Annotated in this window: 20 protein-coding genes and 5 tRNA genes; 12 read left to right on the top strand and 13 right to left on the bottom strand. The window is 69.4% G+C overall.

Features of this window, described 5'->3' with window-relative positions:
* Window positions 1–41: 41 nt before the first annotated feature.
* The 5 genes from RR3_RS06130 to RR3_RS06110 all read right to left on the bottom strand — a co-directional run bounded on the left by RR3_RS06130 (window position 42) and on the right by RR3_RS06110 (window position 1,256).
* Window positions 42–115 (bottom strand) — tRNA-Asp (locus RR3_RS06130).
* 71 nt (window positions 116–186) lie between these two features.
* Window positions 187–263 (bottom strand) — tRNA-Phe (locus RR3_RS06125).
* A gap of 37 nt (window positions 264–300) precedes the next feature.
* A tRNA-Asp gene (locus RR3_RS06120) sits at window positions 301–374 on the bottom strand.
* 57 nt (window positions 375–431) lie between these two features.
* Window positions 432–504: transfer RNA gene (locus RR3_RS06115), tRNA-Glu, on the bottom strand.
* Window positions 505–602: 98 nt separating this feature from the next.
* Window positions 603–1,256 carry a TetR family transcriptional regulator gene (locus tag RR3_RS06110; RefSeq protein ID WP_010593885.1) on the bottom strand — a complete coding sequence of 218 codons (654 nt, stop codon included), beginning with the start codon at window positions 1,254–1,256 and terminating at the stop codon, window positions 603–605.
* A gap of 229 nt (window positions 1,257–1,485) precedes the next feature.
* On the opposite strand from RR3_RS06110, the gene RR3_RS06105 reads away from it, so the two are divergent.
* Window positions 1,486–1,558, top strand: a tRNA-Lys gene (locus RR3_RS06105).
* 84 nt (window positions 1,559–1,642) lie between these two features.
* Here RR3_RS06105 and RR3_RS06100 read toward each other — a convergent pair.
* Window positions 1,643–2,221, bottom strand: coding sequence for a hypothetical protein (locus RR3_RS06100; RefSeq protein ID WP_010593884.1), 579 nt, complete (start codon window positions 2,219–2,221; stop codon window positions 1,643–1,645).
* A gap of 162 nt (window positions 2,222–2,383) precedes the next feature.
* Between RR3_RS06100 and RR3_RS06095 the strand changes: the two genes are divergently transcribed.
* From RR3_RS06095 to phoU, 6 genes are all read left to right on the top strand, one after another.
* A complete protein-coding gene (locus RR3_RS06095) occupies window positions 2,384–2,827 on the top strand; it encodes a hypothetical protein (RefSeq protein ID WP_017680905.1) in 444 nt (147 codons plus the stop codon).
* A 58-nt stretch (window positions 2,828–2,885) separates the two neighbouring features.
* Window positions 2,886–3,470, top strand: coding sequence for a DUF937 domain-containing protein (locus tag RR3_RS06090; RefSeq protein WP_017680906.1), 585 nt, complete (start codon window positions 2,886–2,888; stop codon window positions 3,468–3,470).
* 218 nt (window positions 3,471–3,688) lie between these two features.
* Window positions 3,689–4,645 (top strand): acyl-ACP desaturase, encoded by a 957-nt coding sequence (locus RR3_RS06085; RefSeq protein ID WP_010593881.1) that lies wholly within the window; start codon window positions 3,689–3,691, stop codon window positions 4,643–4,645.
* 120 nt (window positions 4,646–4,765) lie between these two features.
* Window positions 4,766–5,908: a tRNA dihydrouridine synthase DusB gene (gene dusB / locus RR3_RS06080; RefSeq protein WP_010593880.1), complete on the top strand. Its 1,143-nt coding sequence runs from the start codon at window positions 4,766–4,768 to the stop codon at window positions 5,906–5,908.
* 304 nt (window positions 5,909–6,212) lie between these two features.
* Window positions 6,213–8,063 carry an LCP family protein gene (locus RR3_RS06075; protein WP_010593879.1) on the top strand — a complete coding sequence of 617 codons (1,851 nt, stop codon included), beginning with the start codon at window positions 6,213–6,215 and terminating at the stop codon, window positions 8,061–8,063.
* Between the two features lie 83 nt (window positions 8,064–8,146).
* Complete coding sequence (gene phoU, locus RR3_RS06070) at window positions 8,147–8,854, top strand: phosphate signaling complex protein PhoU (protein WP_010593878.1); 708 nt, start codon at window positions 8,147–8,149, stop codon at window positions 8,852–8,854.
* Window positions 8,855–8,930: 76 nt separating this feature from the next.
* Here phoU and pstB read toward each other — a convergent pair whose 3' ends face one another.
* The 6 genes from pstB to RR3_RS06040 form a co-directional block, all read right to left on the bottom strand.
* Window positions 8,931–9,707 carry a phosphate ABC transporter ATP-binding protein PstB gene (gene pstB, locus RR3_RS06065; protein WP_003936505.1) on the bottom strand — a complete coding sequence of 259 codons (777 nt, stop codon included), beginning with the start codon at window positions 9,705–9,707 and terminating at the stop codon, window positions 8,931–8,933.
* Window positions 9,708–9,759: 52 nt separating this feature from the next.
* Window positions 9,760–10,668 carry a phosphate ABC transporter permease PstA gene (gene pstA, locus RR3_RS06060; protein ID WP_010593877.1) on the bottom strand — a complete coding sequence of 303 codons (909 nt, stop codon included), beginning with the start codon at window positions 10,666–10,668 and terminating at the stop codon, window positions 9,760–9,762.
* A 4-nt stretch (window positions 10,669–10,672) separates the two neighbouring features.
* The gene (gene pstC / locus RR3_RS06055; protein WP_010593876.1) at window positions 10,673–11,728 is read right to left on the bottom strand and encodes a phosphate ABC transporter permease subunit PstC; all 1,056 of its coding nucleotides are present in this window, start codon (window positions 11,726–11,728) and stop codon (window positions 10,673–10,675) included.
* Window positions 11,729–11,786: 58 nt separating this feature from the next.
* Window positions 11,787–12,905 carry a phosphate ABC transporter substrate-binding protein PstS gene (gene pstS / locus RR3_RS06050; protein ID WP_010593875.1) on the bottom strand — a complete coding sequence of 373 codons (1,119 nt, stop codon included), beginning with the start codon at window positions 12,903–12,905 and terminating at the stop codon, window positions 11,787–11,789.
* 238 nt (window positions 12,906–13,143) lie between these two features.
* Window positions 13,144–14,040: a mycothiol synthase gene (gene mshD, locus RR3_RS06045; protein WP_010593874.1), complete on the bottom strand. Its 897-nt coding sequence runs from the start codon at window positions 14,038–14,040 to the stop codon at window positions 13,144–13,146.
* A 9-nt stretch (window positions 14,041–14,049) separates the two neighbouring features.
* Window positions 14,050–14,778 (bottom strand): winged helix-turn-helix transcriptional regulator, encoded by a 729-nt coding sequence (locus tag RR3_RS06040; protein WP_010593873.1) that lies wholly within the window; start codon window positions 14,776–14,778, stop codon window positions 14,050–14,052.
* A 127-nt stretch (window positions 14,779–14,905) separates the two neighbouring features.
* On the opposite strand from RR3_RS06040, the gene RR3_RS06035 reads away from it, so the two are divergent.
* From RR3_RS06035 to RR3_RS06015, 5 genes are all read left to right on the top strand, one after another.
* Entirely contained in the window at window positions 14,906–15,685 is a 780-nt protein-coding gene (locus RR3_RS06035; protein ID WP_017680909.1) for an LmeA family phospholipid-binding protein, read from the top strand.
* Window positions 15,682–16,128: a thioredoxin family protein gene (locus tag RR3_RS06030; protein WP_010593871.1), complete on the top strand. Its 447-nt coding sequence runs from the start codon at window positions 15,682–15,684 to the stop codon at window positions 16,126–16,128. The genes RR3_RS06035 and RR3_RS06030 overlap by 4 nt, the downstream gene beginning before the upstream one ends.
* A 242-nt stretch (window positions 16,129–16,370) precedes the next feature.
* A complete protein-coding gene (locus RR3_RS06025) occupies window positions 16,371–16,847 on the top strand; it encodes a DUF4395 domain-containing protein (protein ID WP_017680911.1) in 477 nt (158 codons plus the stop codon).
* Between the two features lie 61 nt (window positions 16,848–16,908).
* Complete coding sequence (locus tag RR3_RS06020) at window positions 16,909–17,745, top strand: sulfurtransferase (protein WP_010593869.1); 837 nt, start codon at window positions 16,909–16,911, stop codon at window positions 17,743–17,745.
* 2 nt (window positions 17,746–17,747) lie between these two features.
* Window positions 17,748–18,053, top strand: coding sequence for a DUF1416 domain-containing protein (locus RR3_RS06015; protein WP_010593868.1), 306 nt, complete (start codon window positions 17,748–17,750; stop codon window positions 18,051–18,053).
* A gap of 53 nt (window positions 18,054–18,106) precedes the next feature.
* Here the strand turns inward: RR3_RS06015 and RR3_RS06010 are convergent, their stop codons facing one another.
* Window positions 18,107–19,342 carry a cutinase family protein gene (locus RR3_RS06010; RefSeq protein ID WP_017680913.1) on the bottom strand — a complete coding sequence of 412 codons (1,236 nt, stop codon included), beginning with the start codon at window positions 19,340–19,342 and terminating at the stop codon, window positions 18,107–18,109.
* Between the last annotated feature and the right edge of the window lies 1 nt (window position 19,343).

The raw sequence follows: 19,343 nt of genomic DNA, 5'->3' as shown, positions 1-19,343 counted from the left end.
GAAGGCCCGGTCCGTGTCGGGACCGGGCCTTCGCCGTGAAGCGACCCTGACGGGACTCGAACCCGCGACCTCCGCCGTGACAGGGCGGCGCGCTAACCAACTGCGCCACAGGGCCGTGTGCATCCCCGAAGGGGATTTCCACAGAAAACCCACCGCCGGGCGGTGGGCCTACCGTATGAAGTTGTGTGGTGGCCAGGGCCGGGATCGAACCGGCGACCTTCCGCTTTTCAGGCGGACGCTCGTACCAACTGAGCTACCTGGCCGGACGGCACCCGAACCGAATGCCAATTGCCAACTCTGCGACCCTGACGGGACTCGAACCCGCGACCTCCGCCGTGACAGGGCGGCGCGCTAACCAACTGCGCCACAGGGCCATGCTCTTCACTTGTGGTCAAACCGTACTGCATGCGGCGATACTGCTTCCGCAAGCGTACCCCCTACGGGATTCGAACCCGCGCTACCGCCTTGAAAGGGCGGCGTCCTAGGCCGCTAGACGAAGGGGGCCCGCCGGATTACTCCGACCCGCACCCTCAACGGGTTCGCGTTCCGTTGGGAGCTTGGATAGCTTAGGACACCGGTTTCCGGATTCACAAATCAGCAGGTCACGCCGATTGTTCGCCCTCCATGGGCGACTCCGGCGCCCCGCGCCGCCGCTCGAGCCACTCCGGCGCGGCCGTCGCCTCGAGGCACACGTCCAGGCATTCCGCGAAGCGGGCCCGCACGTCGACGTCGGTCGCGGTGAGATCGTGGAAGTAGCGCTGGCCGGCCAGGCACGCCCCGAGCACACCCAGGAACCGTTCGAGGTCGACGCCGGCACGGACCAGCCCCGCGTCCCGCGCCTCGACGGCCAGCCGGCGGCCGGCGGCTCCCCACACCGAGCTGCCGCGCAGCTTCGCCTCGGCGTCGAACTCGGGTTCGGTCACGAGCTTGAACTCGGCCCGGATGATGACGTCGCCCTGCAGGGCGTCGGCGAGATCTCCGACGAGGCCGTGCAACCGCTCGAAGGGATCCAGCCCCGGCGCGTGCAGCCACCGCTCGGTGATCACCCGATAACGGTCGAGGCCCTCCGCGAGCACCGCCCGGGCGAGCTCCTCCTTCGAATCGAAGTGGAAGTACATCGCGCCCTTGGTCGCCCCGGAGTGCTCGAGAATCGCGTTGACCGAGGCTGCGCCGTATCCGCGCCGGGCGAATTCGATCGCCGCGGATTCGACGATGGACGCGCGGGTGCGCCGCGCCCGCTCTTGCTGACGTGACATGGGGGGTTCGTGCCTCCGAACGTGACCTGCGGTCCCCCCGATCGCCACTGTAGCCGCCGGGCGACCGGCACGCGCACAGCCAGGCATTTCCCGTCTTCGCACAGAACACACCAAGTGGTATGCTTTTATCCGGCTCGGGTGCGCCGCAGGGGGTGCGCACCCGAGCCTTCGAGCGGCACGGCCGTCCGATACTGTTGACCGGCGCGATGCAGTTAGACTGTGCGCCCACGCCCCTATAGCTCAGTTGGTAGAGCTACGGACTTTTAATCCGCAGGTCCCAGGTTCGAGCCCTGGTGGGGGCACTGTGACTTCGAACCCTGGTGGGGGCACTGGACACTGCCGGCCGGAGTGCGCCCGCAGTGTTCGACACACCTCGTCGTCGCCTGCTAGTCCGGCGCGCCGGCCACCCTGCCCGGACGGTCGCTTCGCAGCTCCGACTCCTGCTGGGCCCGCTCCCGCTCGAGGTCGCGACCGCGTTTGCGGTACATGAAGCTCAGAGCGGCGAACACGAGGAACATGACCGCTCCGAGGACGGCGCCGACGAGCGTCGCGCCCCGGAATCCTGGGGCGTCGACGTCGAGGATCCGCTCCCCCGCGTGCGCCGCGTTCCCGCTGCCCAGCACGATGCTCGAGGTCATCAGGTTGGGAATCGCCACGATGACGGCGGCGACGACGAACACCACCTGCAGGACGCGATGCCGCCGCCACGTCCTGATCCGCCACACCGCAGCGAAGAGGGCCAACGGCACGAAGGTGCACACGAATCCGAACAGCAGTCCCCAGGCCGTTCCACGAGCGAAACCGGCGTCGGCCAGCCCGGCGACACGCTGCGCCCACCATCGGGGGACGAACGCCGCCAGCGCGAAGTACGCGGCCACCAGCGTGAGCACGGCAGCGACGCTCCACAGGGCCTTCTTCGCCCACGGGGGAAGCCCCGACCGCTGCGCCGTCTCGTTGCCCGCCATCACGTAGTTCCCCTTCCGGGTCCGGGTGTGCCGTCTCTTCAGACTACGGATCCGCACACCCGACACGGCGTCCGAATCGCCGGTTCTGCGCTGCTGCCGCACCCGAAGTGTGGTTAGGGTGGCATCGCTCACGAAACCGATCCGGCGATCGATGGGAGTGGCGTGCGCAGCTTCGTGGACCTCGGCCTGTTCCTGTCTGCCGTCGCCCTGGGAATCGGCTCGTTCCTGCCGGTGGTGGCCGGGGCCCGGCCGACCGAGATCCCGTTGACCGACCTGCGCGACGGGATTGCGGCCGGCGACGTCTCCGCCCTCGGCGCAGCCGACCTTCCGGTCCATCAGGCACTCGCGGCACCGCTCGTCCTCGCCGCCGTCCTGCTGCTCCTGGCCGCCCTGTTCGATTCGGCGGTCGCAGGCTGGGCCGGGGTGGTCGTCGGTCTCGTCGCGACCGGCGCCTTCGCGGTGCGGGTCCACCAGCGGTTCGACGACTACGTGCGCGCGAACCACGCGACGGCGCTGACGAACCAGACGGGGTTCGTGCTGATTCTCAGCGGGTTGGGGGTCGCGTTGCTGTGCGCGGTGATCGCGGGACGGCGGACGTCCGCGTAGCCGCAACGCCGACGCGGAACGCCGACCGGGGTGGCGACGGCGGCTACCCTCGGTGCCCATGCCCTCACTCGACGAACTCCTCTCGCAGATCCCGGTCGACCAGATCGCTCGTCGACTGGGCGTGGACGAGCAGACGGCGGCCACCGCGGTGCGGGCCGCCCTGCCCACGCTCGTCGGCGGCCTCGAGGCGAATACCCGGAATCCGGACGGCGCCACGTCCCTGCTGTCCGCGCTCGACCAGCACCGCGGCTCACCCCTGCTCGACGGCGGAGTGAACGTGAGCGACGTGGACACCGAGGACGGCGACCGGATCGTGTCGAACGTGTTCGGCGACAACAAGGACCAGGTCGTGCAGACGCTGGGCCACGCCGACGGCGCGGGCGGCAGCGACCTCGTCGCGCGACTGCTGCCCATTCTCGCTCCGATCGTGCTGACGTACCTGGCCCGCCAGGCCGGCGGGAAATCCGGCGAGCCGGGTGGCCTGAGCGATCTGCTCGGCGGGCTCCTGCGCAGTGCGTCGGGCGGCGCGGGCAGCGGGGGCGCCTCCGGCGGCCTCGGCGGAGTTCTCGGCAGCGTTCTGGGGGGCAACGGCGGCGGCCTGGGCGATCTGCTCGGCGGACTCCTCGGTGGCGGCAAGCGCTGAGGTTTCGGAGAGGACACGGGCTCACTCCCGCGCGTCGCGCCGAGGCACCCGTGTCCACCCGGTAGGATGGCCGGATCACCGCATGTGAAGGATCCCATCGGCGGTCGGGCCGGGGTCGGCCGAATTTGGAGCACGTCACAGACATGGCGGCGCCCAACCTACGGTGCCGTAGCCTGTAATTCGTTCGTGATACGCACAGTTATGGAGAGGTAAACGGAATGACGCGAGTTCTGACTCAGCTGGAGCTTCTGCGCGAGCTGGAGCCCGTCGCCGAGGCGAACGTCAACCGCCACCTTTCGATGGCCAAGGACTGGCACCCCCACGACTACGTGCCCTGGGACGAGGGACGCAACTTCGCCGCGATGGGCGGCGTGGACTGGGAGCCCGAGCAGTCGAAGCTCGACGAGGTCGCCAAGGCCGCGATGATCACCAATCTGCTCACCGAGGACAACCTGCCGTCCTACCACCGCGAGATCGCCGAGAGCTTCTCCCGCGACGGCGCGTGGGGAACGTGGGTGGGCCGCTGGACCGCCGAGGAGAACCGCCACGGCATCGTGATGCGCGACTACCTCGTCGTCACCCGCGGCGTCGACCCCGTCGCTCTCGAGAATGCCCGCATGGAGCACATGACCAACGGGTTCGCCTCGCCCAACGAGGTGGGGATGCTGCACTCGGTGTCGTACGTCACCTTCCAGGAGCTGGCCACCCGCGTCTCGCACCGCAACACCGGCCGGGCGTGTCACGACTCGATCGCCGACAAGATGCTCCAGCGCATCGCCGCCGACGAGAACCTGCACATGATCTTCTACCGCAACATCTGTGAAGCGGCTCTCGACGTGGCCCCGGATCAGACTCTCGCGGCGATCACCGATGTGCTGACGAACTTCCAGATGCCCGGCGCCGGCATGCCCAACTTCCGCCGCAACGGCGTGCTGATGGCCAAGCACGGCATCTACGACCTGCGTCAGCACCTCGACGAGGTGGTCATGCCGGTGCTCCGCAAGTGGCGCATCTTCGAGCGTGAAGACTTCGGTGCCGAGGGCGCCCGCGTCCTCGACGAACTCGGCACCTTCCTCGAGGATCTCGAGAAGCAGGCGGTGAAGTTCGAGGAGATGCGCGATCGGTCCCTCGCCCGCGACGCCGCCCGCCGCGAACGCAACGAAGCCGCATCCTGATCCTCGCCGGTGCGTGATTCGGGGGCGGCGTCCCCGAACAGCTATCCTGTGCCCGGTGCCGGATTCGGTGCCGGGCACAGTTGTACGCACTTCTTCTTCACGCCGTCTTCGAGGTTCTTCATGTCACCCCTTCGCATCGGCTCGCTCGAGTTGAACAGCCCGGTCGTGCTCGCGCCGATGGCGGGAATCACCAACGTCGCCTTCCGCACCCTGTGCCGCGAGCTCGAACTCGAGCGTTCGGGAAGCACGTCGGGGCTGTACGTGTGCGAAATGGTCACCGCCCGGGCACTCGTCGAACGTCACCCCGTCACGATGCACATGACGACATTCGGCCCCACCGAGACGCCCCGGTCGCTGCAGCTGTACACCGTCGACCCGGACGTCACCTACCAGGCCGCGAAGATGATCGTCGACGAGAACCTCGCCGACCACATCGACATGAACTTCGGCTGCCCTGTGCCGAAGGTCACCCGCAAGGGGGGCGGCTCGGCCCTGCCGTACAAGCGACGCCTGTTCGGCAACATCGTCGCGGCCGCCGTCCGCGCCACCGAGGGCACCGACATCCCGGTGACCGTGAAGTTCCGCATCGGTATCGACGCCGATCACCACACCCACCTCGACGCGGGCCGGATCGCAGCGGCCGAGGGCGCCGCCGCCGTCGCGCTCCATGCCCGCACCGCCGCCCAGCGGTACTCGGGTGAGGCGGACTGGAACGAGATCGCCCGGCTCAAGGAGCACGTCACCGACGTACCGGTCCTGGGCAACGGCGACATCTTCGCCGCCGAGGACGCGCAGAAGATGATGGAGCAGACCGGTTGCGACGGCGTCGTCGTCGGACGCGGATGCCTCGGCCGGCCCTGGCTGTTCGCCGAACTCAGCGCCGCCCTGAACGGCACGCCCATGCCCACCCCGCCGAATCTGGGCGAAGTGGCGGGCATCATGCGCCGGCACGCCGAACTGCTCGCCGACCACCACGGCGAGGACCGCGGCATGCGCGAGATCCGCAAGCACATCGCCTGGTATCTGCGCGGCTTCCCGGCCGGATCCGACGTGCGCAACGCCCTGGCGCGCGTGTCCGGCCTCGCCGAACTCGACGAGTTGCTCGGCCGCCTCGACCCGACGGTGCCCTTCCCCAAGGACGCGGAGGGCCCTCGGGGCCGCCAGGGCTCCCCCGGTACCGTCGCCCTGCCGGACGGCTGGCTCGACGACCCCGAGGACTGCATGGTGCCGGCAGGCGCCGACGTCATGCACTCGGGCGGCTGACGTCGGCTCAGCCGTTCGGACCGGACGAACCGGACCGCACCGGCCTGTCGCTCGGCGGACACCTCGATCCGGATCGAGGCCGCCAGTATCATGACGGGATCGCCGTGGTGGCGGGTGCGTACGAAAGCGGAACATCCGCGGAGAGGCGAGGGAATCGGTGGGTGAGGAGCACGATTCGGGCCTGCCCGACAGTCGCGCTCCGTGGGAACGTCCTATCGCCGACTCCGGGTATCGCAGCTCACACACCGGCCGGACACGCCGACGCCCGACGGATCTGCCCGGTGACGCCGGACCGCCGCCGCCGGTGCGCGGTGCCGAAACCGGCCGTCCCCGCCGCTCGGCCACTCCGGGCGAGAACCCCGACCAGGTCACCGTCGCGGCGCTGATGAACAAGGTGGGGCGCGACAGCACCCCTGTCCGCCGTCCCGAACCCGAACCGGCCGCGCCGAACCCGCAGCCCGTCCGGCCGCCGCGGACATCGCCCGCCGACGACGACCCCACCGAGAAGATCCCGCCCGTGGGCGCCGCGCCGCCGGACAGCCCGCCGCCCACACCCCCGCGCGACGACCGCGCCGACGAGCAGAACGACGAGCCCGAGCAACCGGTCGCGCTGCCCCGAGCGGTCGGGGACAACGGTCCGAGCAGGCTGGCTCTGAGCAAACGGCGCAAACGCCGGCGCCTCGCGACGGCGGGCCGCACCGTCCTGGCCCTGCTGTCCGTACTGACCCTCGTCGGCAGCGGCCTGGTGTGGGGCTACGTGCGTTCCACCGAGGCAGGATTCGCCCAGATCGCGGCGCTGGACACCGAATCCACCGACATCGTCGACCCCGGCGGCCAGACCGGCGACGAGACCTATCTGATCATCGGCACCGACACCCGTGCCGGGGCGAGCGGTGCGGTCGGCGCCGGGACCGAGGCCGAGGCCGAGGGCGCGCGCGCAGACACCGTCATCCTGGTCAACATCCCCGCCGACCGCAGTCGCGTCGTCGCCGTCTCCTTTCCGCGCGACCTCGACGTGACGCGGCCCGTGTGCCGGGGCTGGGACAGCACCACCGGCGAGTACACGTCGGAGACGTTCCCCGCCGCCGAAGGCGACAAGCTCAATGCCACCTACGCGCTGGGCGGACCGAAGTGCCTGGTGAAGGTGATCCAGAAGCTGTCCGGCCTGAAGATCGGGCACTTCGTCGGAATGGATTTCGCCGGCTTCGAGAGCATGGTGAACGAGGTCGGTGGCGTCGAGGTGTGCACCCCTACCCCCCTGGTCGACGGGGAACTCGGCACCGTCATCGAGACCGCGGGCACCCACACCCTCAGCGGCCGGCAGGCGCTGGACTACGTGCGGGCGCGGAAGGTCGAGTCGGAAGGAAACGGCGACTACGGACGCATCACCCGGCAGCAGAAGTTCCTGTCGTCGCTGTTGCGCTCGGCGATGTCGAACAGGGTCCTGTTCGACCCCGGCAAACTGAACGGGTTCATCAACGCGTTCACCCGAGCGACGTTCGTCGAGAACGTCGACACCGAGTCGCTCGTCCGGCTCGGGCGCTCGCTGCAACGGGTCGAAGCCGGAGCCGTCACCTTCCTCACCGTGCCCACGGCGGGAACCAACGAGTGGGGCAACGAGATTCCGCGTCTCGACGACATCAAGGCGATCTTCCACGCGATCATCGACGACGAACCGCTGCCCGGGGAGAAGCGGGAGGCCCCGGAACCCGATTCGTCCGCGCCGCCGCCGGTGTCCGTTCTGCCCGACCGGACCGCGGTGGATCCGTCGACGGTGTCGGTGCAGGTGTCCAACGCTTCCGGCGCGTCCGGCCTCGCGGCCCGGACCGCGGAAGAACTCGGCGCCTACGGTTTCCCGATCTACAGCGTCGGCAACTACTCCGGCACGAGCAAGGAGACCGTCGTCCGCTTCTCGCCCGGGCAGGAAGCCGAGGCGCTGACACTGGCGTCCGCGGTGCCGGGGGCGGTGCTGCAGGAATCCGCGGACCTCGGCGGCATCGTGGAACTCGTCCTCGGCACCGGATTCGCCGGCAGCATCACCGCGCCGACCGAGGCGGGGTCGGTCCTGCCGACGGTGCCCATCCAGGCTGCCGAGGAGAACGAACTGCCGGTCGACCTGTCGATCACCAACGCGGGCGACGATTCCTGCGCTTGAGCGGGTCGTCGCGCCCGGCCATTCACCCTGCATTCACCCGCTGCTCGTGACCCGGCTGTGTGTGCGCCGTAGTCTGTGTCATTATGCGCGTCGTATACCACGAACAGATGACCGAGCTCGCCGATCTCCTCGGAGAGATGGCGGGCCTTGCGGGCCTTGCGATGGAGCGGGCCACCCAGGCACTGCTCCAGGCGGATCTCGCGCTCGCCGAGACCGTGATCGGTGAGCACGACAAGATCACGGACCTGAGCACGCAGTGCGAGGAGAAGGCATTCTCGCTGCTCGCCCTTCAGGCGCCGGTCGCCGGCGACCTGCGTTCCGTGGTCAGCGGCATCCAGATCGTCGCCGACATCGACCGGATGGGTGCGCTGGCCCTGCACGTCGCCAAGGCGACGCGGCGCCGGCACCCCAATCACGTTCTGCCCGAAGAGGTCAACGGCTACTTCGCCGAGATGGGCCGGATCGCGGTCTCCCTCGGCGCAGCGACCAGGGAGATCCTCGAGACGCGCGATCCCGAGCGGGCGGCCCGGCTGCACCAGGAGGACGAGGCGATGGACGATCTCCATCGTCACCTGTTCACGGTGCTGATGGACCGCGAATGGAAGCACGGCGTGGCCGCGGCGGTGGACGTGACGCTGCTGGGACGGTTCTACGAGCGGTTCGCCGACCACGCCGTCGAGGTGGGTCGTCGCGTGATCTTCCTGGTCACCGGCAAGCTGCCCACCGACGAGGACTTCCGGGCGATGCGTGAACGCGTCGACAAGCTGACGGTGTATCCGCAGGACCAGTAACCCGACGCGGAAAGGCCCCGCCCGGATTTTCCGGGCGGGGCCTTTCCGCGTCCGCGGTGCCGAAGTCGCAGCCGGCTCAGCCGAAGCGACCGGAGATGTAGTCCTCGGTGGCCTTCTGGGTGGGGTTGGAGAAGATCTTCTCGGTGTCGTCGATCTCGACGAGCCGGCCCGGCCTGCCGGTGGCCTCGAGGTTGAAGAATGCGGTCTGATCACTCACGCGCGCCGCCTGCTGCATGTTGTGCGTGACGATCACGATGGTGTAGTCCTGCTTCAGCTCGGCGATCAGATCCTCGATGGCGAGCGTCGAGATCGGGTCGAGAGCGGAGCACGGCTCGTCCATCAGCAACACCTCCGGCTGCACCGCAATGGCGCGGGCGATGCACAGGCGCTGCTGCTGACCACCGGACAGGCCGCCACCGGGCTTGTCGAGACGGTCCTTGACCTCGTTCCACAGGTTCGCGCCGCGCAGCGACCGCTCGGCGATCTCGTCGAGCTTGTTCTTGTCGCGCACGCCCTGCAGCTTGAGGCCGGCGACGACGTTGTCGCGGATCGACATGGTGGGGAACGGGTTGGGGCGCTGGAACACCATGCCGATCGTCTTTCGGACGCCGACCGGATCGACGGACGAGTCGTAGATGTCCTCGCCGTCGAGCAGCACGGAGCCCTCGACGCGGGCACCGGGGGTCACCTCGTGCATTCGGTTGAGCGAGCGCAGCACGGTGGACTTGCCGCAGCCCGACGGTCCGATGAACGCGGTGACGTTCCGCGGCGGCACGGCCAGCGTCACGTCGGCGACGGCGTGGAACTTGCCGTAGAAGATGTTGACGTCCTTGAGGTCCAGACGCTTGGCCATTACCGGCTCCCTACTGGTGTATCGAAATCGGGGGATGTGTGCACGAGGAGGCCTACTTGGTCCGCACCTGGGAGTAGTGGCCGATCACCTTGGCGACGATGTTGAGGACCGCGATGACGAGGATGAGCGTGAGGGCAGCGCCCCAGATCCGCATCGTGCCCGCGTCGGTCGGGTTGTTCATCTCCGCCACCATGACGCCCGGCAGGCTGCCCATCTCGCCGCCGAACAGGTTGAAGTTGATGAACGGCGCGTAGCCCACGAGGATCAGCAGCGGCGCGGTCTCGCCCATGACGCGCGCCAGGGCCAGCATGACGCCGGTGATGATGCCCGGCAGCGCGGTCGGGATCACGATGCGCGCGATGGTCTTCCACTTGGGCACGCCGAGGGCGTAGGAGGCCTCGCGCAGGTCCTGCGGCACGATCCGCAGCATTTCCTCGGTGCTGCGCACGACCACGGGAACCATGAGCAGGACCAGCGCCAGGGACACCGCGAAGGCGGACTTCGGGAATCCGAACGTGGCGATCCACAGGGCGTAGATGAACAGTGCGGCAACGATGGAGGGGACGCCGCTGAGGATGTCCACCATGAACGTGGTGATCCTGCCCAGTCGCGTGCCGGCGCCGTACTCCACGAGGTAGATCGCCACGAAGATGCCGATCGGGATGGAGATCACCGCGCACACCAGGCCCTGCAGCAGGGTTCCGACGAGGGCGTGGTAGATGCCACCGCCCATCGCGGACGCGGACAGCCCGCTCAGGGAGTTCGTGAACCAGGTGGCGCTGGTCAGGGCGGGAATGCCCTTGGCGATCACGGTGATCAGCACCCATGCCAGCGGCACGAGAGCGACCAGTACCGACACCGTGACCAGCACGGTGGCGGCGAGATTCGTTGCGCGCCGACGGGTGCCGACGCCCCGGAAGGTGGGGCCCTTGACCGGCGTCTCGAGGAGTGTGGTCGTCATGGCTTCAGTCCTTCTTTCCTGCGACGACCGCACGCGCCGCGGCGTTGACCACGAAGGTCAGCACGAAGAGCACCAGGCCCGCGGCGATGTAGGCACCGGCCTGGATGTCGTTGTTGAACTCGGCGTATCCCAGCGCGATCTTCGAGGCGATGGTGGCGCCGCCGTCGAACAGCGACCACGAGAACGGCTGCGACGTGGTCCGCAGGATCAGGTACAGCGCCATGGTCTCGCCGAGGGCGCGGCCGAGGCCGAGCATCGACCCGCTGATGTAACCCGACTTGCCGAACGGGATGACCGTGGTCCTGACGACCTCCCAGCGGGTGGCGCCGAGGGCGAGCGCTGCCTCGATGTGGGGAGTCGGCGTCTGCACGAACACCTCCCGGCTCACCGCGGCGATGGTGGGCAGGATCATCACGGCGAGCACGATGCCCGCAGTGAAGATCGTGCCGCCGCCGAGGATCGAACCCGAACCGGAGGCGAACAGCGGGAACCAGCCGAGGCTTTCGTTGAGCCACGTCGCCAGCGGGCGGATCGCCGGGGCCAGGACGAGCAGGCCCCACAGGCCGTAGACGATGGACGGCACGGCGGCGAGCAGATCGATGACGTACGCCAGGGGCTTCTTCAGGCGCGCGGGGCAGTACGAGGTGAGGAAGATCGCGATGCCGAGGGCGACCGGCATCGCGAGGACCAGCGCGAAGAACGACACCAGGACGGTCACCTGGAACAGGTCGAGCACACCGAACGACATCTCGGCGATGTCCTGGGTGACCCACTCGCGGCTGGTGAGGAAGTTGACGGTGTTGCGCTGGAGCGCCGGCACCGCGCGCCAGACGAGGAACACGCCGATGGCCGCGATGATCACCGAGATGAGGACGGCGGACCCGGAGGCCAGCGAACTGAAGATCCGGTCGCCCGGTCTGGTCAGCGGTTTGCTGTCGCCGCGCGCTGGGGTGGTAATCGTGGCCTCCGGGATGTTGCCGTGCGGACCGCCCGCCCCGGACCCGGCGTCGTCGCCGGACCCGGAAGTGCGAGGTGCGGATTTGGTGGGCGCGTCACTCATCTGCGCTCGCAATCTCTCTCTGCTCGTGATCGACGGTACGGTCCGCGGCGCTCATCGGCTAGGCGATGGCGTTGATCGACTCGGTGAGCTTCGCCTTGAAGGACTCGGGCAGCGGCACGTAACCCTGCTCGGCGAGACCCTCCTGGCCCTCGTTGGCGGCGCTGACGAGGAACGACTTCACGGCCGCCGAGGTGTCGGCGTCGTAGCCGGCCGAGCACACGATCTCGTAGGTGGCGAGCATGATCGGGTAGGCCCCCTCCTGCGTCGTCCCGAAGATCGAGCTCAGGTCGAGCGTCAGGTCGCCCTCCCCGGTGGGCGCGAAGGTCGCGGCCTCGATGGCCTTGCCGGCCGACTCGTCGGTCAGCTCCACCGCGCCGGACCCGTTGTCGATCTGCGCGATGCTCAGGCTGTTCTGGTCGGCGAAGGACTTCTCGACGTAGGTGATCGAGCCGGGCGCGCTGGCGACGGCCTGGGCGACACCGGCCGACCCCTTGGCGCCTTCACCGATGCCGCCGGTGAAGTCGGAGCCGGCGCCGGAGGTCCAGGCACCGTTCGAGGCGGCCTCGAGGTACTTCTGGAAGTTGTCGGTGGTGCCCGACGAGTCGGAGCGCACGATCGCGGTGATGGCCGAATCCGGAAGGCTCACACCCTCGTTGAGAGCCGCGATGGCCGGATCGTTCCACTGCTTGATGGTGCCGTTGAAGATCTTGGCGACGGTCTCGCCGTTCAGCACGAGGTTGTCGACGCCGTCGACGTTGTACGCGATGGCGACCGGACCGAAGACCAGCGGCAGGTTCCACGCGGGGTTGCCGGCGCACCGCTCGGCGGCCTGGGCGGCCTGCTCGTCCTTGATGGCGGAGTCGGAGCCGGCGAAGTCGATCTGGTTCGCGATGAACTGGGTGCGTCCGTCACCGGAACCCGACGGGTTGTAGGCGACGTTGACGTTCTTGCCCTTCTCCTGGCAGACCGCGATGTAGGTGGACACGAACTGGTCCATCGCGTTCTTCTGCGCGGACGACCCGGCGGCGGACAGCGTCTCCTTGCCCTCACACGTCGCAGCCGAGGCGGACGCGTCCACGTCCGTCGAGGCGGCATTGTTGTCACTGCCGCATGCGGCCAGGGTGAGGGCACCTGCAGCCACCACACCGAGCAGGGCGCCATTGCGCTTGAGGTTCACTCGTTCTCCTCCGGAATTCGCGACCGGCACGCCCGCGATACGGGCGGCGGCATCAGGCGCGGGGCGATCCCGGCGCCGGACCGGCATGCTGCGGCCCGTAATGGAAAGTTAATGAGGACGGGTTGACGGTTGGACGCCCGAAGGTGAACGCGGCGTGAACGCGAAAAGTACACCTGCAGTCCGTATGGTCGACGTCACACGACGAAGACGGGACGGACGCGTGCGGTACGTGCGCCGTTCACGCGCCGACGTAGGCGAGATCGACGTGGAATCGCTCGAACCCGAGCCGGCCGTAGGTGTGCAGGGCGGCGGTGTTGTCACCCTCGACGTACAGCAGCACCGCGCCGAGGCCGCACTCCTGCAGGTACCGCAGCCCGGCGAGGGTGAGCAGCCGGCCGAGACCGCGTCCCTGCGCTCCGGGGTCGATGCCGACCACGTACACCTCGCCGATCGCCGGTCGGTCCGCCGTGGCGGCGTGCACCTTCGTCCAGTGGAAGCCGAGGAGCCGGTCCGGATCCTGTTCGTCGAAGGCGAGGAACACCCCCTCCGGGTCGAACCAGGACTCGCTGCGGCGCTGCGCGAGATCGCGCTCCGTCCACCGGCCCTGCTCGGGGTGCCAGGCGAAAGCGGCCGCGTTGACCCGCAGCAGTTCGGCATCGTCCTCGGGTCCCCGGTACGTCCGCAGGAGCAGACCGTCGGGGACCTGCAGGGCCGGCAGTTCGGGCTCGCCGAGCGGGCGCCGCAACTGCAGGAGCTCGCGGACCGGCGTCAGGCCGAGCCGCGCCGCGAGCGCCCGGGCGGGCTCGAGGTTGCCGTGCGCCCACACCCGGGTGCCGGCACCTCCGGCCTCGAGCGCCGCGGCGACGAGCCGCGACCCCACACCGTGCCGGCGGTGCGGCGGATCGACGACCACCTCCGCCATGGCCGGGTGCTCCCCGTGGCCGGGGACGAGGTTGGCGTAGCCGACGATCGTGGCGTCCGCCACGGCCACCAGATGCTGCTCGTCACCGTCGCCGGTGAGGGAGTGCAGCACCTGCTCGGACACCGGGGCCGTTCCGTCGGCAGCGTGCGCGCGGGCGACGAGTGCCCGCACCTCGGCGGCTTGCTCGGCGGACAGTCGACTGACGAATTCCACGAGGCGAGCCTAGTCGGCGAACTCGGCGTCCTCGAACTCGACGCTGGTGGAGCCGCCCTTCCCGGTCTTGGTGGTGGGACGCACCGCCTTGTAACCGACGTTGCGGACCGTGCCGATCAGGGACTCGTACTCGGGGCCGAGCTTGGCGCGCAGGCGCCGCACGTGCACGTCGACGGTGCGGGTACCACCGAAGAAGTCGTAACCCCACACTTCCTGCAGCAGTTGCGCGCGGGTGAACACCCGGCCGGCGTGCTGTGCGAGGTACTTGAGGAGCTCGAACTCCTTGTACGTCAGGTCGAGGGGACGGCCGCGCAGCCGAGCGGTGTAGGTGCCCTCGTCGATCGAGAGCTCCCCGAGCGTGATCTTGCCGCTGTTCTCGGGGCCGGCTGCAGCGCCGGACCGGCCGACCAGCAGTCGCAGTCGCGCGTCCAGCTCGGCCGGTCCGGTGGTGGTGAGCAGGATGTCGTCCAGCCCCCACTCCGGGTTCACCGCCACCAGGCCCCCCTCGGTGAGCACGGCGACGACCGGGATCGCCGAACCGGTGCTGCCCAGCAACCGGCACAGGCCGCGGGCGGCAGCCAGGTCGGTGCGGGCATCGACGACCGCGATGTCCGCGGACCCCGCCTCGAGGAGCGACGACACCTCGGTCGGCGCCGGGCGCACCGAGTGCGCGAGCAGCGACAGCGAAGGCAGGACCGCCTCCGGGTCGGGATCGGAGGTCAGCAGCAACAGCTCCACCGTGCCTCCATTCTTCGCGGGCTGCGCGAAACTCGTGTGAACGACGCGCTACAGATTAGCGCCACGAGGGCGTTCACCGGGCAACCGCGCTCGGGAAGCGGTGCGAGCCGTCCGTCACAATGGTGCGGTGCGCAAACTCATCCTCGCTCTCGTGACGCTCGTCGGAGTCGCACTCCTGGTCGATTTCGGCGCCGCGGCGTGGTCCGAGTACCGGGTCTCGCGGGCGCTGCGGGAGGGTGGTGCGCTGACGGCGGACCCGGCGGTGACCATCCACGGGTTCCCGTTCCTGACCCAGGCCCGGGCCGGCCACTACGAGAACGTCGAGATCCGGGCGCAGGGTGTGCCCAGCGGGACGCTCGGTGACATCACGATCGAGGCCAACCTGATCGGTGCCCACGCGGACGCGGGCGAGCTGCTCGACGGTTCGATCCGCACGGTGCCGGTGGACCTGCTGTATGGGCGCGTGATGATCGACGCGACCGAGCTCGGTCAGCTCTACGGCATTCCCGACCTGCAGGTGTCCGCTCCCCCGGCCGACAAGTCCGACGGCACGGGCGGGTCCGGCGGCTCCGGACGCACCACCGCGGGCGGGGTCGTCCTCACCGGCACGGTTCCGGTGGGCCCGGTCTCCGCGGAGGTCAGCGTGCAGGCGAACCTGCTGCTCGAGGGCGACACGGTGCGCATCGTGGCGTCGGACCTGTACTTCGGTCCGGAGGGACAGGCGGACTTCACCGTCCCGGATCCTCTGAAGCCGACGGTGCTGGGTCTGTTCACCACCACGATCGAACCCCAGAATCTGCCGTTCGGGGTGCGCCCGACCGCGGTCGAGGCCCGCGGCTCGACGATTGTGATCGAGGGTGAGGCACACCGGACCACGATCGATCTCGAGGAGGTGCAGCGCCTGTGACCGCTGTCGTCGTCCTGCTGGTGGTGGTGGCTGCCGCCCTGATCGTCGGGACCGTCCTGCGGGCCCGCGAGGGCAAGGTCCGCGTCGTCGATCCGGCCCCGGTGCCGGGGCCGGATCCGCTGTTGGCGGCGGTGGGGGTGGGCACCGGCGATGCGCCGGTGGTGCTGCACTTCTCCGCGGACTGGTGTGGACCGTGCGCCGCGGTGCGCCGGGTCGTCGCTCAGGTGGTCGCCGACCTCGCGGCCACCGGCGACGGATTGCCCGTACCCCGCGATCTCGAACTGGACATCGACGAGAACCCGCAGCTGGCAAAGGAACTCGGCGTGCTGTCGTTGCCGACGACGTTCCTGTTCGACGCCGCCGGCACCGAGAGGTACCGGGTCTCGGGGGTGCCGACCGCGGCCGACCTGCGGGCCGCGCTGGTGCCGCTGCGCACCCCCTAGGCCCCCGATCCGGCGAGACGTCGGCTAAGCTGCCTGCCGTGTCGACCTGCCGAGAGCTCATGCTCACCCGACGCCGCACAGTCGATCTGTGCCGCCTCGGCGGCTTCTGCTGTACCTGCTGCTGATCACCCCGGCCGAGACGTCCGACCGTCTCCGCGGCATCCGCTGCCGCCACCGGTGTGATCCGGTTGTCACCGCGCCGGTCCGCCCTCACGCGTCCCCACCCAGCAGGAGCACCACCCATGTCCACCTCTGCCACCACCACCGCCACCACCCACGGGAGCCGGCAGGTAGATGTCCGCGGCCCCCGGTTCGCGGCGTGGATCACCACCGCCGTCCTCGTCGTCGTCCTGGTCGTCGCGTCGGTCTCGACCGCGGTGGCCGGCGTACTGCTCGCCGCCCAGACCGTGGTGTTCGCGGCCGGCGCAGCCCTCGGGCCGCGCCGCAGCCCCTACGGCCTGCTCTTCGCGCGGTTCGTGGCGCCCCGGTCGAGCGCGCCCACCGAGACGGAACCGGTCGCCCCGCTGCGGTTCGCGCAGGTCGTGGGGTTCGTGTTCGCCGCCGTGGGGACCTTCGCCTTCCTCCTCGGCGCCGACCTGACCGGGCTGGTCGCCACCGGATTCGCACTGTTCGCCGCCCTGCTCAACGCCGCGTTCGGGGTGTGCCTCGGGTGCCGGATCTATCCGCTCGTGGCCCGGTTCCGGGCCGTCGCCGCCTGACCACCGTTCCCTCCGCACCGTTCCACTCGACCCGAGAGTGTCAGCACCGAAAGGAAACTCCATGGCTCGCTCCGACGTCCTGGTCTCAGCAGACTGGGCAGAGCAGAACCTCCACGCACCGAATACCGTGTTCATCGAGGTCGACGAGGACACCGCCGCCTACGACGGCGGGCACATCGAAGGTGCGATCAAGCTCGACTGGCGCAAGGACCTGCAGGACGGCGTCCGTCGCGACTTCCTGAACCGGGAGCAGTTCTCCGCCCTGCTGTCCGCGAAGGGCGTCGCCGACGACGACACCGTCGTGCTCTACGGCGGCAACAACAACTGGTTCGCCGCCTACGCGTACTGGTACTTCAAGTTCTACGGGCACCGGGACGTCAAGCTCCTCGACGGCGGCCGCAAGAAGTGGGAGCTCGACGGACGCCCGCTGTCCAAGGACGAGGTCACCCGCCCGGCCACCGAGTACAAGGCGCAGGAGCCGGACTACTCGATCCGCGCCTTCCGCGACGAGGTGATCGACGCGATCGGCACCAAGAACATCATCGACGTCCGCTCCCCCGACGAGTTCTCCGGCAGGATCCTCGCCCCGGCCCACCTGCCGCAGGAGCAGGCCCAGCAGCGCGGCCACGTCCCGGGTGCGATCAACATCCCGTGGAGCACCACCGCCAACGAGGACGGCACCTTCAAGTCGGACGACGACCTCGAGGCCCTCTACCGGGCCAAGGGTTTCGACGACAGCCGCGAGACCATCGCCTACTGCCGGATCGGTGAGCGCTCGAGCCACACCTGGTTCGTGCTGCAGGAGATCCTCGGCAAGAACAACGTCAAGAACTACGACGGCAGCTGGGTCGAATACGGCTCGCTCGTCGGAGCCCCTATCGAGTTGGAGGTTCGCTGACCATGTGTGGTGCACCCGTTCAGTCCCAGACCCTGCCCGCCGGCGTCGACGTCGAGAAGGAGACGGTTCTGACCGGCCGTGTCGTCGACACCGACGGCCAGCCGGTCGGCGGCGCCTTCGTGCGCCTGCTCGACGGCACCGGTGAGTTCACCGCCGAGGTCGTCGCCTCCGGCACCGGTGACTTCCGTTTCTTCGCCGCGCCCGGCGACTGGAAGGTCCGCGCGCTGTCCGGCCGCGGCAACGGTGACGTCGCCGTGAGCCCGACGGCCCCCGGCGTCCACCACGTCGAGGTCACGGTCGCGAAGTAGGACCGATCCGGCGGGGCCCGTTCCTTTCGGGGAACGGGCCCCGCCGTCGTTCGTCAGTTCTGCGGCTGTCCGCTCACCCGCTCGGCTTCGGCGAGCGCGACGATCCAGTCGACGATCCGCTCGCTGTCCCAGTACCAGGGATCGTGCGGGTTGGTGTTCCAGTAGCCGATGTGCTGGACGAAGCCCAGCAGGATGTACGGCTCGACGAACAGATCGACGATGCCGCTGTTGTCGTCGACGAAGCCGACTCCCTCGGCGCGCAACTTCTCCAGCACGATGGGCCGGCCCGGGCCGACGGCCCAGTCGCGGATCTCCCGCATCCGTTCGGGGCTCACGTCGGCGCTCGGATCCACGGGGTAGGTCTTGTCGACGACCTTGCGCAGCACGTCGAGGAGGGATTCGTCGGACTCCCACCAGTCGTCCCGGGTGACGATGTGCGCGGCGGCGCGGGCCGCCGTCACCGCCACCGTGCGTCCCAGGTCGTCGACGGTCTGCATCGGGTCGATCAGGGTGAACCGCATCTGCCCGAGCATGCCGAGGGCCAGCTCGAGGACCGCGATGTCCTCGGGGGCGTCGCACGCCACGTCGTAGCGCCGGCACGAGTACACCACCCGGTCGGCCAGCGCTCCGTAGTCGGCGGGCTCGGAGGACATGAATCCGCCGCCGCGCGGACCGGCCCCGCCGAGCGAGTCGACCCCCGCGGGGCGGTACGGGTCACCGACGAGGACGACTCCGGCGATGTCGTCCGGGGCGACATGGGCGTCGTCGGGCCGGTGCCCGAGTTCGCGGCTCACCCGTTCGATCACCTCGGCGCCGACGCTGTACCCGACGAGGGCGAACCGGGTGCGCTCCCCGCAGGCGCGCTTGCGTTCGTCGAGGATGCGGTTGGTGGACGCGACACCCGCCGCCACCGAGTCCTGATAGGTGGGCACGTCCTCGAACAGGCCGAGACCGTAGGTGGCCGGGTACGGAACGTACATCCAGCCGATCGTGCCCGGCCGGTCCGCGGTGGCCTCACCGGCCGGGACCGTCACGTTGCCCACCCAGTTCGACCACAGCTGACGCGACTCCTCGACCACGGGGTCGCGGTCGGCCTCGGAGTCGGTGGCGCCGGAAACCGCCACGATCAGCAGATCGGGGCACTCGAGTGCGTAGTTGTCGGGATGGACGCCGGGCCCGGACGAACCGCTGTTCGACCCCGCCCCGGGGACGGCGACCGCGTCGGGCGGGATCAGCGACAGGGCCGCGAGGACCGCGGCAACCGGCAGCAGCAGACGGATGGAGCGCACA

This window comes from Rhodococcus ruber NBRC 15591, assembly GCF_001894945.1.
Lineage (GTDB): Bacteria > Actinomycetota > Actinomycetes > Mycobacteriales > Mycobacteriaceae > Rhodococcus > Rhodococcus ruber.
This window is presented reverse-complemented; position numbering and strand designations above follow the sequence as displayed.